Source organism: Promicromonospora sp. CA-289599 (genome assembly GCF_050936155.1).
Classification (GTDB): domain Bacteria; phylum Actinomycetota; class Actinomycetes; order Actinomycetales; family Cellulomonadaceae; genus Promicromonospora.
Window position 1 is genome coordinate 3,571,637 of sequence record NZ_JBNJNI010000001.1, and the last position, 14,719, is coordinate 3,586,355.

At 70.2% G+C, this 14,719-nt stretch carries 12 protein-coding genes; 7 read left to right on the plus strand and 5 right to left on the minus strand.

Annotation, left to right across the window (positions count from 1 at the left end; all coding sequences use genetic code 11):
• A complete protein-coding gene (locus ACQEVI_RS15855; protein WP_432900482.1) occupies positions 1–882 on the plus strand; it encodes a phosphotransferase in 882 nt (293 codons plus the stop codon).
• On the opposite strand, the gene ACQEVI_RS15860 is transcribed toward ACQEVI_RS15855, so the two are convergent.
• Positions 860–1,714, minus strand: a complete 855-nt coding sequence (locus tag ACQEVI_RS15860; protein WP_432900484.1) for a sulfotransferase domain-containing protein — start codon at positions 1,712–1,714, stop codon at positions 860–862. The genes ACQEVI_RS15855 and ACQEVI_RS15860 overlap by 23 nt on opposite strands.
• A 134-nt stretch (positions 1,715–1,848) precedes the next feature.
• On the opposite strand from ACQEVI_RS15860, the gene ACQEVI_RS15865 reads away from it, so the two are divergent.
• Both ACQEVI_RS15865 and ACQEVI_RS15870 read left to right on the plus strand, forming a co-directional pair.
• A complete protein-coding gene (locus ACQEVI_RS15865; RefSeq protein ID WP_432900486.1) occupies positions 1,849–2,754 on the plus strand; it encodes a glycosyltransferase in 906 nt (301 codons plus the stop codon).
• A gap of 353 nt (positions 2,755–3,107) precedes the next feature.
• The gene (locus ACQEVI_RS15870) at positions 3,108–3,947 is read left to right on the plus strand and encodes a hypothetical protein (RefSeq protein WP_432900488.1); all 840 of its coding nucleotides are present in this window, start codon (positions 3,108–3,110) and stop codon (positions 3,945–3,947) included.
• 8 nt (positions 3,948–3,955) lie between these two features.
• Here the strand turns inward: ACQEVI_RS15870 and ACQEVI_RS15875 are convergent, their stop codons facing one another.
• The 3 genes from ACQEVI_RS15875 to ACQEVI_RS15885 are packed head-to-tail and all read right to left on the minus strand — an operon-like array spanning position 3,956 to position 7,502.
• Positions 3,956–5,263 carry a lipopolysaccharide biosynthesis protein gene (locus ACQEVI_RS15875; RefSeq protein ID WP_432900490.1) on the minus strand — a complete coding sequence of 436 codons (1,308 nt, stop codon included), beginning with the start codon at positions 5,261–5,263 and terminating at the stop codon, positions 3,956–3,958.
• Positions 5,260–6,288, minus strand: coding sequence for a glycosyl transferase (locus ACQEVI_RS15880; RefSeq protein WP_432900492.1), 1,029 nt, complete (start codon positions 6,286–6,288; stop codon positions 5,260–5,262). Before ACQEVI_RS15880 ends, ACQEVI_RS15875 begins: the two co-directional genes overlap by 4 nt.
• Positions 6,285–7,502 (minus strand): glycosyltransferase, encoded by a 1,218-nt coding sequence (locus tag ACQEVI_RS15885; protein ID WP_432900493.1) that lies wholly within the window; start codon positions 7,500–7,502, stop codon positions 6,285–6,287. Before ACQEVI_RS15885 ends, ACQEVI_RS15880 begins: the two co-directional genes overlap by 4 nt.
• A gap of 89 nt (positions 7,503–7,591) precedes the next feature.
• Here ACQEVI_RS15885 and ACQEVI_RS15890 point away from each other — a divergent pair, with 89 nt between their 5' ends.
• From ACQEVI_RS15890 to ACQEVI_RS15905, 4 genes are all read left to right on the plus strand, one after another.
• Positions 7,592–8,566, plus strand: coding sequence for a glycosyltransferase family 2 protein (locus ACQEVI_RS15890; RefSeq protein WP_432900494.1), 975 nt, complete (start codon positions 7,592–7,594; stop codon positions 8,564–8,566).
• 58 nt (positions 8,567–8,624) lie between these two features.
• Entirely contained in the window at positions 8,625–9,317 is a 693-nt protein-coding gene (locus ACQEVI_RS15895) for a hypothetical protein (RefSeq protein ID WP_432900496.1), read from the plus strand.
• Positions 9,318–9,474: 157 nt separating this feature from the next.
• A complete protein-coding gene (locus tag ACQEVI_RS15900; protein WP_432900498.1) occupies positions 9,475–12,756 on the plus strand; it encodes a PKD domain-containing protein in 3,282 nt (1,093 codons plus the stop codon).
• Positions 12,753–14,021: a hypothetical protein gene (locus tag ACQEVI_RS15905; RefSeq protein ID WP_432900500.1), complete on the plus strand. Its 1,269-nt coding sequence runs from the start codon at positions 12,753–12,755 to the stop codon at positions 14,019–14,021. The genes ACQEVI_RS15900 and ACQEVI_RS15905 overlap by 4 nt, the downstream gene beginning before the upstream one ends.
• Here ACQEVI_RS15905 and ACQEVI_RS15910 read toward each other — a convergent pair.
• Positions 13,994–14,653, minus strand: coding sequence for a TetR/AcrR family transcriptional regulator (locus ACQEVI_RS15910; RefSeq protein WP_432900501.1), 660 nt, complete (start codon positions 14,651–14,653; stop codon positions 13,994–13,996). The two genes, ACQEVI_RS15905 and ACQEVI_RS15910, sit on opposite strands and share 28 nt — an antisense overlap.
• Between the last annotated feature and the right edge of the window lie 66 nt (positions 14,654–14,719).

Consider the following 14,719-nt stretch of genomic DNA (forward strand, 5'->3'; position numbering starts at 1 on the left):
ATGGGTACCCGCAACGTTCTGATCCCGTCCGGGTCGCGCCGGGGCGCACTCGCCGGCATCTCGCTGATCACGCGGTCCAGGCGTCCTGCGCTCGCGGCGCAGTGGGGCCTGTACTACGCGGTGGCGGTGCTCGGGCCGGGGCTGGTCCCTGGCGAGCGCGTGAGCTGGGAACCGCCCGGCGGCCCGGTGCTGTGGGGCACGCTGGCGGTGCGCCTCGGGTCGTTCGACGATCTCGCCTTCTACGAGCGCCCGCAGGCGTCTCGCACGGGCCTGGCGGCCCTGCTGCTCAGAAAGGGGCGGTCGGTGGGCTTTCTCAAGCTGCGTGAGGAGCCGGGAGAGCTGGACCGGGAGCACCAGGCAATGGTCGCGCTCGCAGAGGCGCGGCCTGAGACCTTCCGGGTGCCGCGCGTACTCGACCGCGGGGAGACGGACGGCTGGCACTGGATGGTCCTGGAGGCAATGCCGCCTCTGCCTGCCGCACCGGCGCGTCGCGTCGCGCTGCCCCGGATCGTGGCTGATATCCAACGTTGCCTGGGTCCGCTCCTCCCGCGGCCGCAGGACGTACCCGAGCGCTGGCTTCCGATGCACGGCGACCTGACGCCGTGGAACCTGAGGCGCTGCGGCCGCGGTCTGCCGTGGCTCATCGACTGGGAGGACGCCTCCTGGGCGCCGCCGGGTGCGGACCAGGTCTACTACGAGGCCACCAGTGCCGCGGTTCTGGGTCGGCGGTCCGCCTCACCGCCCGAACCGGAGCACGTCGAGGCGGCCCGGTTCTGGATCGAGCGCCTGACTTCCAGGTCTCGTGACGACCACGACGCGCCACTCACCGCTCGACTGATCACCGAGCTGCGGTCGAGGGTCAGTCTCCCCGCGTCCCGCTGACGTGCTCGGCGAGACCGGGTCGGGTCCAGGGAAGCTCGCGACCCAGCAGCTCCTTGAGGTCCGCGTTGAAAGGTGCGTAGTGCTCCGCGAGGCTCTGGCGCGTGGTGTCCGCCAGCTTGCTGCTCGGGGCGGCGTTCCACGGCTCGGCCACCGATGGCGGCAGCGGTGCATGGCGCAGGCCGAGGAACTCGGCTACCGCGTCGCAGGCGGACTGCGGATCGGCGTAGAAGTCCTCCGCAGCGAGCACGTGGAACTGCTCCCGGGCGAAGTGGTCCATCCAGCGGCGGAGGTGCGGGGCGTACTCGCCCTGCGCCCGGTAGGACTGCTGCTCGTGCGCGTAGCTCAGGTATCCAGGCTCCGTGACTATGCGCTCGCGCTCACCGGCGAGCCGTTCGTCCTCGGCGGCCAGTGCCTCCTCGAACGTCTCGAGCTCCTCGGCGTTCTGTCGCCGCCGCTCCCGGTAGTGGGAGAAGGCCCGTTCGACGGGGTCGCGCAGGACCAGCAGGATCTTCGCGTCCGGCACGTCCTTCGCGGCACGCTCCGCGGCAAGTGGGTGGAAGAGGTAGTACGGCGAACCCTCTCCGACCACCTTTCCGCCACGCCGAACACCTGCCGGGAAATGCGACCGGTACCAGACATCACCCATCGAGTAGTGGGAGTCGAAGTAGTGGACGCCCTTAGTGTGGTTGTCCTTGGGCAGCAGCCGCGCGCTCGGGAACAGTGGCATCACCGACGGATGCTCCAGCAGCGCGAAGTACAGCGACGTGGAGCCGCCGCGCTTGGCGCCGATCAACAGAAAGTCCGGCCCGGCGCGAAAAGACGCGGTGAGCATTCCATACCCGCGAATCAGTCCGCGTCCAGCCGACACGACCGCCGAAGGCAGTGCTGATTTGTCCACAGAAACGAACGTTACGGGCTGCGTGAGCGCAAGCCCAGATCGAAGAAAGAACATCGAGGGTGATTCCTGTGGCTGACGGCGGATCGGGCGTACGCCCGGTGAGCGTGCTCGACGACGTGGCGGTGGTCGTCGTCAACTACGGCTCGGTAGACCTGCTCGCCGCGAACCTGCCCCGGACGGCCGGCGACAGTGCCGCGCGGGTCGTGGTCGTGGACAGCTTCAGCGGCGCGGGGGAGCGGGCAGCCGTGACCCGCCTGGCCGCCGAGCGTGGGTGGACACTGCTGACCCCCGAGGCGAACGTCGGATTCGGTGGCGGGTCGAACCTGGGCGCGGCGCACGCGCTGGCGGCCGGTGCCCGGATCCTGGTGTTCCTCAACCCTGATGCGTGGACCGATCCAGCCGGCCTGGAATCGCTGGCCGACGCGGCGCGGTCCGAGGCTTCGGCGCTCGTCGCACCCCGGATCCTTCGCCCAGACGGCGGTGTCTACTCCCGCGGTCTGACCTACCTGCACCTCGCGGACGGCACCATGAGCGGTCGCCGCACGTCGCCCGACGACGTCCCGTGGCTCAGCGGGGCCTGCCTGGTAGTCGGGGCCGAGCTTTGGGAGGAGCTCGGCGGCTTCGACGAGGACTACTTCCTCTACTGGGAGGACGTCGACCTGTCGTGGCGGGCGACGGCGCTCGGGGCCCGGCTCAAGGTGGTCGACGGCGCCCACGTGGTGCACGACGAGGGCGGCACCCAGGAGTCGCGAGGCCGCGCCAAGAGTGAGACGTACTACCGGTACGACATCCGCAACCGGATGTTGTTCGCGTGCAAGAACCTCGACCCGGCCGCCGTCCGGCGGTGGCGGCGCGCACTGCCGCAGGCCGCGCGGGCCGTTGCACTGCGCGGTGGACGCCGGCAGTTCGTCGAGGGTGTCGGGCCTTGGCGCGGAGTCGCGCTAGGCGTGCTCGACGCGATGCGGATGCGATGAGGCGGTCCAGCAAAGCGATGTGACAGGGTTGCCCGATACTTTCGGCCCGCCGGGAGCCGGCCCTGTCCCCCGCGTCCCCGGATCGTGACGCCATGAACCTGCGGGTCAGCGCACGAACTCCCTGCAGATCAGCAGGGCCTCGATCTTCCGCCTGCCGCGCTCGGCGCCGAGCAGTGACGGAAAGGGGCGAGCAACCTCACTGTGGCGGTGGCAACTTCTCATGCGCACTACCCCGATGACACTCGTGACGATATAGTTACAATCCACCGTGAATCGGTCGAAACCGTGATGATTCGCTGTCGCGCATGTCGCATCAAGGTTCACCGATTAAGTTCGCCACGCTGGGAGGGTGGATGGCTGAAGTGCGCGGTTCGACTTCGACTCGATGGGCATGGCTTCAGCAGGTGGTGACCGTAGGTCCCCTCGTCGTGTCGCTTGCGGGCGGTGCCGTAGCGGCTTTCCTCCCCGAAGTAATAGATCTGTCAACCGAACAGTTGCAGCAGTTGACATTGGCGTTGCTTTCAGCGATTGGTGGGTCTCTGCTGGCAGAGAAATTGGTTGAAGAAAAGATTCGCAATCAGAATATGGCGACCTTGCACACCGACGTCCTGCGCGCTATCGACAGTCACGCCGAGATAACCACTCCTCGTGTGGACGCTGTCTTTCGGCCGAAAAGGGGGCTCCCTCCGTTTGAGGATAGGGCCGAGGGGGCGCACAGCCTCGCGATCTCCGGTGGCTCGCTCTTCCGGCTGACAAATGAATACCGCGGATATTTCGAGCAGGCGCTACAACGGGGCGTCACCATGCGCTTCTTGGTCACCTCGGCCCAAGGTGCAGGTGCAGATTACCTGGCCTCGTACGTTTCGTACGAATCCACAAGTGTCCAGTCCTATCAGGAGAACATGGCGCGCGCGATCGAGGGGATTCAGGACCTTTGTGAAAGATTCCCAGACTCGAGTGAGATTCGTACGCTTCCATTTGCGCCTCCTTGCAGTCTAATTGTTGCGCGTAGGCGAGGCGGCTCATCGACCGCGCATGTGGAGTTGTACACGATCTCAACGCCCGCGAGAGATCGGCCGGTGTTTGTGGCTTCCGAGTCGCGCGATCCGCGATCATTTGCTTTCTTTGCAGATCAATTCGAGACAATGTGGTCATACGGTTCAGGCCAAACTGATCTCGCTCCTCCGGATTGAGGCGGGGGCTACGTGGCCGCGCGCAGCCGCCGGCGTACCCACAGAGCGTTCGGGATCACCTGGCACACCAGCACTGACAACGCCGTCGCCCAGACCGGCCCGGCCGCGCCCAGGTACGGGATCGACCACCACGCCAGGCCCAGGTTCAGTGGCACCATCAGGACGATCGGGAGCACCTGCGCCCGTAGGCCCGCGCCGTCGGTCATGTACATGCCCACCGGGTACTTGGCGGCCTGGACGATCGTGAACACGACGAACGCCGCAACGAGCGGCAGGCCGAGTCCGAACTCGCCGTCGGTCACGAGCGGCACCAACCACGGGAGCAGCGCTGCGAGCAGCAGGGCGAGCACGACGCCGGCGGCGGTGAAGACCAGGGACGCCCGGAACGGCGAGGCCTTGACCGACTGGCTACGGGCCCTCGCGAAGTGCGGCCACAGCGCGAGCCCCGCCGTCGACACCGCGGCGAGCACCACTCCGAAAAGCTGCGCCCCGAGGTTGTACTGCGCGAGGTCAACCGCGCTGCCCTGGTGACTGAGCAGGATCCGCCCGGTCTGCATGGCGATCGGCAGCGAGATCATCTGCACCAACATCGGCCATGCTATGTCGAAGACCCGCACCCCCGGCACGGTTCGCAGGCGGGGCACATCCCGCAGTGCGGCGCCGACCTGGGGCCGGACCAGACGCGCGGCGGTGACCAGCAGTGTCACGGCGACGACGGCAGCCGCTCCGTAAGACGCGATCGCGAGGAACGAGCCCGATCCGTTCACCGCGAGGACGACGAGCACACCCGCCATGACCAAGGGCGCGGTGAGCCCGGTGAGCGCGGTCTGAAGCGGGTTGCGGCCGAGCCCCACCAGGATCCGCGCGCCGACTCCGCACGGCAGCGCCAGTCCGAGGATCGTGACGCACACCGTCGCGGCGAGCGCCCCGCCGTCGAGCAGGCCAGGGCCGAGCGCCACCGGCCACCAGCCGAGCACGCCCAGCAGCACACCGATCGCCGCAATGGTGAGGCCGGAGCACATGAGGATCCGGAACGCGCTGGTCAGCGTCCTGCGGACCGCGGGATCAGTGTTCGCCCGCTCGGACGAGGCAAGCACGTTGACCACCACGGCGGCCATGCCGAGGTCGGCGAACGGGATCAGCGACGGCAGGGACGCCAGGAGTCCGTACTGGGCGTACTGAGCCACGCCGAACTGCTCGATGATCAGGCGCGCGGTCACCATGCCGAGCAGCCCCGACAGCCCCGTCACGACCACCTGGACGACGGCGCTGTTCCCGACGGAACGCCAGGGCGCGGACGCCGGTGCACCGGTCACGTGCGTACCCCGCCGCTGCGCCCGGACCGTCCGGCGCGGGACAGCGCCAGCCGGTAGACGGTCAGGTGCGCTTGGCCGGCGTCCGCCCATTCGCGGGCGCCCAGGTCGGGTGCTGCTGGGCGCGGCTTGCGCGCTGCGGTCAGCGCTGACTCGATTGACTCTGCCGTGACGTCGCCGGTGAACGTGTGGATCCAGCCGGGCCCGACCTCGGCGGCCAGGTCCGCGTTGACCGGCGTCTCGGGGACGAGGACCGGCCGGTCCAGCGAGAGTGCGGCCAGGACCATCCCGGAGTTGTGCATGAACCGGTAGGGCAGCACCACGAGCTCCGCGGTGGTCACGGCGGCGACGAGCTCGTCGCTGGACAGGAAGTCGAAGCGCAGGCTGACGCGGGGGTCACCGTCGGCCAGCGCCGTGATGGTGGCCGCGAGCTCCGGGGTCGACGCAGCCCCTGCGATGCCGAGCGTGAGCGAGTCGTCGGCGACGGAATGGAACGCCTCGACCAGGCTCTCGATACCCTTGTACCGCCGGACGAGGCCGACGTACTGGAGGTGGCCGGGGACCACAGCCGTGCGCGGGCCCGTGTACCAGTCTCGGTAGTGGCCGTGCAGGATGGTGGTGGCCGGACCCGGGCACTCGGTGCGGTCGTTCAGCACTATGCGGTGCGTGGTGAGCCCGTCGAACCAGCGCAGCAGGAGGCGCTGGGCGCGGTTCGCATCCGCCGGGAGCTCGACGTTGTGCATCGTGCGGACCACCGGCGTGCGGGTCAGGCTGAGCCGGACCAGCAGGAGCGCGGCGAGCGCCCAGCGCGCGAGGCGCCCGGAGAGTCGTCGGCCGCCCTGGCCGAGGACGGTCTCCGGCCAGTGCAGGTGCACCACGGAGTACCGCCCGAGCAGGGCCGCCCGGTAGGAGAAGGTGACCACCTCGACGCCTGGGGTCGCGCGCAGCGCGGCGGTGAGCATCGTGATGTACGGGTTGGTGGTGCTGCGCGGCTCGCGGTTCGAGGTCAGGACGCGGACGGGGGTCATATCGGGCTGCCCTCCGCCGTGGGGCTCACAGAGAGGGCCTTGCGGTAGAGGCCCTCCACGACTGCGGGCAGGCGGGTGGTGGACCACCGGTCCGACGGGGTGCCCGGTTGCGTCGCGGTCTCCACGAGGCGGGTCGCCAGGTGACCGACGACGTCGCCCGCCAGATCGGCCGGCCGTGCGTTCGGCCCGGCCAGGAGCGGCACGCCGCCCAGCGGCAGGCACACCACCGGGCGCCCGAGCGCGCTCGCCTCGGCGGCCACCCAGCCGGCCTGGTCGTGCATCGACGGGAACAGCATCGCGTCACAGCTGGCGACGGCGTCGAGCACCTCGACCCGGGGCCGGTGCCCGTGGAAGACGACGCGGTTGCTCAGGCCCCGCCGTGCGGCAAGCCGTTCGAGTGTGGAGCGCTCGTACCCGGTTCCGTAGACGTGCAGGTCCCATCCGGGTGTGTGGGCGATCGTCTCGATCGCTAGCCTGCCGCCCTTCCAGGCCAGGAGCCGGCCCACGAACACGGCTTGCCGCTGCCCGGGTGCCGACTCAGGCCGGGACGGTTGCGCCCGCCCCGGTAGGTCGTCGTCGAGCGCGGCGTTCGGCTCCACGACGACGTGTCGGGCCCGCCGGAACCGTCGCGCGACCGCTTCGTTCTGCGCGACGACCACCGCGGCGCGCCGGGCGGCGGCGTCGCCCCAGATGGCTCGTAGCGGCGCGGTGAGCAGCTCGCGGAGCAGCTCGGTGACCACACCGCGCAGCCCGAGCCACCGGACGAGGCGTGCCGGGACGACGCTCGCGCCGCCGACCGGTCCCCACACGACGGGTAGGCCCTGGACGCGCGCCAGGCCGCAGGGCAGCCAGTCGTTCGCGAACGTCACGTGGTGTCCGACATCGAACGGCATCGCCCGGTGCAGCTCGGCGGCGCGGCGAGCCAGAGCGCGCTGCCAGAGCATGTAGTACCAGTACACGTCGGTGCCGCGGCGCTTGAGGGCGAGCACGCGCTCGGACAGGTCCAGGTACTCGATGGTCAGCGCGCGCGCCAGCTCGGGGTCGCGTTCGAGCTCGGCGGTGATCGCCGGCGCGAACCGGTGGCGGGTGATGACGTGCACCCGGTGTGACCGGGCGGCGGCGCGCGCGAAGGCCCATCCGGCGGCTGCCTCCGGCTCGTCACCGGGTCCGCACGCGTAGGCGCTGACCAGGACACGCGGGTGAACCTGCTGCACGGGTCTCGTCTCTCGGGAGGATCAGGGTCGGGCCACGCTACGGTAACTGCCGGATCAGCCGTCGTGGTGGCGTGGAAAGGGTGATTGTGGTGGGTGAAGTCGGGACCGAGCGGTTGGTTGTCGCTGTGCTCACCTATCGGCGCCCGGACCGGATAGCGGCCCTCGTGCCGGTGCTCGTCGAGCAGGCGGCCGAACTGGCCCGCCGGGTCGAGGGGGTCGCGGTGAGCGTGCTCGTGGTCGACAACGACGCCGCGGGCACGGGCGCCGACGCGGTGGCCGAGGCCGCGCGGACGCACGGCGACGGCAGCGACTGGCCGGTGACCGCTGTCGTCGAGCCGGAGCCGGGGATCTCAGCCGCCCGGAACCGTGCGTTGCGTGCCTCCGACGACCAGGACCTGCTCGCGTTCGTGGACGACGACGAGGTGCCGCGCGCCGGCTGGTTGGGCGCCCTGTACGAGACGTACCGGACGACCGCCGCCGCCGCCGTCTCCGGGCCTGTGACCTCCAGGTACGCGGTGGAGCCCGAGCCGTGGGTGGTGGCAGGCGGCTTCTACGACCGTGCCCACCGCGTCGGCCTACGCACCGGTACCGTCATACCCACCGCCGCGACGAACAACCTCCTGCTCGACCTGCGCGCGGTCCGGCGGGCAGGTCTGACGTTCGACCCGGCCCTCGGACTCTCCGGAGGTGAGGACACGCTCTTCACGAGCGCGCTGACCGCTGCGGGCGGACGCATCGTCTGGTGTGCCGAGGCCGTCGTGTCCGATGTCGTGCCCGCCGACCGGCTGACCCGCGCATATCTGCTCGCGCGCACCGCGGGTCTCGCGAATGCTTCGGCACGCGTGGCGCTCATGCTTGCGCACGGCAGGGGGCGGCGGGCCGCTCTGCGGGCACGCACGCTGTGCGCGGGCACAGCCCGGGGGGCGCTCGGCATGCTGCAGGTCGCGTGTGCGTCGGCGCGAAGCGACGTCGCCCTCGACGCACGGGCTAGGCGCACGCTCGCCAGGTCCCGGGGCGAGCTGCTCGCGACGTTCGGACGGGTCCTGCTGCCGTACGCCAGGTGAGGGTGAACTCCGCCGGAACGCAGGGGTGCGGGCCGACCCGAGACTACGCTCCAAGATCATGCCTGCATCCCCTCTTGTCACCCGACGCCGCCTCCTGCTGGCTCTCGTCGTGCTCGTCCTGGCGGTTGCCGCAGTTGTGGCCGTGGTGAACCTGCGGTCGGACGCGGAGCCGAACGCCGGCGGTACGCCGTCCGCGAGCTTGGCGTCGGGCGCGGGCACCGAGGACGACGCCGCCCCAGAGGCGGGCGAGGCCGACCCCGCGGACCCCGAGTCGTCGGAGTCGCTGTCCGCCGGCGACGACCCGACCGGCGGCGACGCGGAACCCGGCACCGACGAGGGGGAGTCGCCCGAGTCCCGCGAGACGCTGGAGCCCGCACCCTTCGGTGCCGAGGCGACCCCCGAACCGGGCGTCACCGTGGTTGTGCCGAAGGTCGAGAAGGTGACCGGCGAGGCGAACGTCCCCGGTGAGGTCGGCGGCCCGGCGCTCCGGTTCGCCGTCGATCTCACCAACGGCACGGGCAAGACGCTCGATCTGCGGACCGTCGTTGTGAACGCCTACTACGGGCCGGACCGCACGCCGGCCACGCCTCTGCTCAAGCCGGGTGGCAAGGCCTTCGCGTCGGAGGTTGCCACGGACGAGACAGCCCGCGGCGTGTTCGTCTTCAACGTACCCACCGAGTTTCAGGACCAGGTCGAGCTCGAGATCGATCCCCGGATCGGCGCGGCGATCGTGATCTTCACCGGCGCCTGAGGCGCCTCAGGCTGTCGAGATCACCCAGACTTCACCCCGTTTCGACATCGCTGCCCGCGTCGCCCGCTATTAGCGTATTGAGCGATCGGTTCCACAGGTCCACATCGTCCGACGGTACAGCGGTCCGGCGGGTCCATATCTCTCCAGTGAGGTGCTCGTGCCCTATCGCTCCCTGCCCGGTCGGCGGGCCTCGGCTCTCCTCGCGAGCCTCGCGCTCGTCGTCACGTCGTTCGTGGTCACGCCGTCGGCGTCCGCCACTGTGGCCGCCCAGGTGGCCACCGACGTCGCCGAGCCGACCGCCGACCCTGTCTCCGTGTCCGCGGACGCCCTGCCTACCGTGCAGATCGACGGCATCGTGTGGAAGCAGGTGATCGTCGGCAACACCGTGTACGTGGGTGGTGAGTTCCAGAACGCCCGCCCGGCCGGTGCCGCGCCGGGGACGAACCTGGTCCCCCGCACCAACCTGCTCGCGTACAACCTGACCACCGGCGCGCTGATCACGTCGTTCAACCACACGCTCAACGGCAACGTCTCCGACATGGCGGCCTCGCCGGACGGGACGCGGCTGTACGTCGTGGGTGGGTTCACCACGGTCAACGGCGCCGCCCGCAGCCGCATCGCCGCCTTCAACCTGCCGACCGGCACCCTGAACACGTCGTTCGCGCCGAACCTGAACGGCACCACGAAGGCCGTCGCGGCCACGAACACGACCGTGTACGCGGGTGGCCACTTCTCCGCCGTGAACAACACGGCGCGCTACCGCGCCGCCGCCATGAACGCGTCGAACGGTGCCCTCCGGCCCGGGTTCGTCCCGGTGGTCGACGACCGGCAGGTCCAGTCGATAGTCGTGTCGCCGGACGAGCAGTCGGTGGCCATCTCCGGCACGTTCACCTCTGTCAACTCCAACTCTGCCAACGCTTACGGCATCGCGTGGCTCGACGCCGCGACGGGCGCGACCCGCCAGCTGCCGGTCAACTCCCGCGTGCGCAACGCGGGCGACAGCGCCAGCATCATGCGGCTCACCGCCACCGACGAGGCCTGGTACGGCGTCGGCTGGCACTACGGTGCCGGCGGCACGACCGAGGGCACCTTCAAGGTCAGCTGGACCGACGGGACCCTGGTCTGGATCGAGGACTGCCACGGCGACACGTACGACGTGGCGGCGCTGGGCGACGTCGTCTATACCGCCAGCCACAAGCACTACTGCGGCAATGGCGCGGGGTTCCCGGAGACGAAGCCGCGGTCCTACTACCACTCGACCGCCTTCACCGACGAGGTGCGCGGCACCAACACCGAGGACATCTGGGGCTACCCCGACCACCCCGGTACCCCGCGTCCCGACCTGCTGACCTGGTACCCGAAGACCGACATCGGCACATACAGCGGCAAGCAGCAGGCCGTCTGGACCGTGACCGGCAACGCGGACTACGTCCTGTACGGAGGCGAGTTCCCGAAGGTGAACGGCGTCGGTCAGCAGGGTCTGGTCCGGTACGCCAAGCGGGAGATCGCCCCTAACAAGCAGGGCCCGATGGCTTCCGGTGCCGCGCTCAACCCGACGGCGGCCTCGGTCTCGGCCGGCACCGTCCGGATCAACCTCACCACCACGTGGGACCGCGACGACGAAGCACTCACCTACCGCGTGTACCGCGACTCCGAGGCGGCGGCGCCGGTCTTCCAGGAGACGATCGCAGCGAAGTTCTGGTCGCCGAAGAAGCGGACCGTGCGCGACACGGGACTTGCGCCCGGCTCGGCGCACCGTTACCGCCTGACGGTCACGGACCCGTCGGGCAACGTGAAGCGGTCGGAGTGGGTCGACGTGACGGTCTCCACCGCCGCCCGCAGCGACTACGCCGACACCGTCGTCCAGGACGGCGCTGAGCACCTGTGGCGCCTCGGCGAGCCGGCCGGCTCCACCAGCACCTACGACTGGGCGGGCGGCGACGACCTCACCGTGCCGTCGAACGTCCAGCTCGGCACCGCCGGAGCGATCACCGGTGACCCGAACACCGCTGCCACCTTCCGCAACTCGGCGTTCAGCAGGCTCGTCTCCACCGAGAACATCGCCGGGCCCGACACGTTCTCCGTCGAGACCTGGATCAAGGGCACCGGCAGCGGACGGATCGTCGGCTTCGGCAACAACAACTCCGCCTCCGGTACCTCCAGCTCGACGGACCGCCTGCTCTACGTCGACGCCGGCGGCCGCCTCTCGTTCGGTGTGAACAACGGCAGCAGGAGCACCCTCCGGTCGCCCGGCAGGGTCGACAACGGTGCCTGGCACCACGTGGTCGCCACGCTCGGGTCCGGCGGCATGCAGCTCTTCGTCGACGGCGTCCGGGTCGCCAGCCGGGCAGACATCACCGCCGGCCAGGCGTACAACGGCTACTGGCGGATCGGCGCGGACACCCTGAGCGGGTGGCCCAACCGCTCGCTGCTCGGTGGCGACCGCTACACAGGTGCCATCGACGACGTGGCCGTCTACCCGACGGTGCTCTCCGCCGCCAAGATCCTCGACCACCACACCGTCGCGAGGGACGGTGGCCGGCCGAACCAGGCGCCGGTCGCCGACGCCTCGGCGGAGATCCACGGCTTCGAGCTGACCGCGGACGGCGGCGGGTCCGCCGACCCGGACGGCAACATCGCCTCCTGGGCCTGGAACTTCGGTGACGGCACCACGGGGACCGGTCAGCAGGCCACCCACACCTACGCCGCCCCGGGGACGTACACCGTGACGCTCACGGTGACCGACGACGAGGGTGCGACCGCCCAGGACACCGTCCAGGTCGAGGCGTCTGCGCCCGCCGAGTTCGCCGCCGACGAATTCGCTCGCTCCGAGACGGGCGGCTGGGGCGCCGCAACGATCGGCGGTCCTTGGACCGTCTACAGCGCGGCCTCGAACTACTCCGTCACAGACGGCGAGGGCGTTATGGCTCTGAGCGCACCGGGCGCGAACCGTAAGGCTCAGCTGCGGGACGTCACGGCCACCGACGTCGAGATCACCGGCGTCCTTTCCCTCGACGAGATCTCCGACGGCAGCGGCACGTTCGTCTCCCTGGTGGGACGCACCAGTGGTTTCGCCAGCGAATACCGGGCCAAGGTCTGGGTCAAGTCGACCGGAGCGGTTCAGCTCCAGCTCAACTCGCTGCAGTCCGTGGAGACCACCCTGGCCGCCGCGAACATCGCCGGGCTGAGCGTCACGGCCGGCGAGCGCCTCGCTGTGCGGCTGCAGCTGACCGGCTCGTCGCCGACCACGGTCCGTGGCAAGGTGTGGAAGGCGGGCACCTCGGAGCCTGCCGCGTGGCAGCTGACGGCCACCGACTCGACGCCTGAGCTGCAGGACGCCGGCGGCGTCGGCTACGCGATCAGCCTGGCCGGCAGCGTCACGACCGGTGCGAACGTCGTTCGGCTGGACGACTTCTGGGCGGGTCCGCTCGCACCGTGACGTCGACCCCCTCCGCGTTCGTCCCAGCCCTGTCGCCCCGTGAGGGGCGGGAGGGCTGGGACGTTGTCACGACCGGGTTGGCACTGCTCTGCCTCGTGCTCACGGGTATGCGCTACGACCTCTACTTCGGCCTGACCGCGGGGATCGTGATCGCCGTCGTGCTGCTGCCGCTGTGGGTGCCCTGGGTGCGCAGCTCCCGGTGGATCACCTGGACGACCGTCCTGGCCGGGGTCGCGGCGGCGTGGAGCGTCTGGCTCACCGTCTGGCACAGCGACACACGGAGCGTGTCCTCGGTAGGGACCTTCGAGTCGGCGTTCCTCGTGCTCGGCCTCGCGTGCGGCGTCGGCTGCGTCCTGTGGGCACGCAGCCGCATGTCCGTGACCGCCGTGGGCGCTGCCTTCGGTGCGGGGATGCTGCTCGGCATCAACCCGGACGGCGGTGCGTTCGCAGACAGCCCCTGGCGCTTCGGGTTCGCGCTGCCGGTCACGGTCGTCGTCCTCGCCGTCGCGGCGCGGTGGCACAAGCGGTGGGTCGACGTCGTCGCCCTGCTCGCGCTCGCCGGCGTCTCGGCGGTCAACGGCGGGCGCTCCTCGAGCGCGATCCTGCTCATGGTCGTCATGCTCGTGCTCTGGCAGTCGTGGGGGAAACCGGCGTCGTCCAGGCTCTCGGCCCTGCGGACGCTGGTCCTGTTCGGGTTGCTCGCGCTCGGCACGTACCTCTCGGTCCAGGCCGCCATCCTGGACGGCGTGCTCGGCGAGGGTGCGCAGGACCGCACCGAGCTCCAGCTGGCGACGTCGGGCACCCTGATCACCGGTGGCCGGCCGGAGATCGGCGCGACCGCAGCCCTGATGGGCGCGTCACCCGGTGGATTCGGTGGCGGGAGCGTCCCGTCCATGACCGACGTGCTCGTGGCCAAGTCCGGCATGGCGGCACTCGGGTACGACCCGAACAACGGGTACGTCGAGAACTATCTCTTCGGCAGCGGGTTCGAGCTGCACTCGGTGATCGGCGACTTCTGGGCCTGGTACGGGATACCGGGGCTCGTCCTGGCGATCCTCGTCGCGGTGTTCTTCGTGAGCCGGGTGTCGGTGCTCGTCACGGCGCGCTCCGCGTCCGCGCTCGTGCTGTTCCTGGCGATCAAAGCCATGTGGGACCTGATGTTCTCGCCGGCTGAGACGTCGCTGACGACCCTGGTGCTGGGGATAGCGCTGCTGGCCCCGCTGGCCGTGCGCCGCCCTCAGGAGGCCCCGGCCGGAGCCCCGTAGCGGTCCAGGAACGTGGTGACCGCCTCGTCGGCGATGGTGTCCAGCTCCTCCCGGCTGTAGCGGGCTGCGCCGGCGGTCAGGGTCAGCCGGTTCAGGGGTGCGGCCAGCGCGAGCCAGGTGAGCTGCTCGGCGGCCACGTCCGGGTCGTCGATACGCAGCAGGCCGCGCGCGCCCAGGTGCCGTAGGGCATCGGCGAGGAGCCCCTGGTTGTGGTCCCAGCTGCGCCGCACGTAGTCGGCCGCCACCTCGGGGAACCGTTCGGCCTCCGCGGCGATCAGCGTCCGCATCTGGAGGACCGGTGGGCTCAGGACACCGGCGTGGAGGATCTGGGAGAGCTTCAGCAGCCCCTGCCTGACGTCGTCCGCCTCCATCAGCCTCTGCAGGTGCGGCCTCATCGAGTCGCGGCCACGGTCGACCCAGTCCCGGACGACCGCGCCGAACAGGACCTCCTTGGACGGGTACTGCCGGTAGAGCGTCTGCTTGGAGACCCGTGCTCCCGAGGCGACGGCGTCCATCGTCGCGCCGGCGTACTGGTGCGTGAGGAAGACGTCGCGCGCGATGGCGAGCAGGTCGGTGCCCTGGCTGCCGCCTGGCCTGCCACGGCGCCGGGCGGGAGAGGCTGAGGTGGTCACGCCGAAAATAGTACTGGACGGTACTCGCTGTGCCGGGCTACGGTACTGGTCAGTACTAAAAGGAGG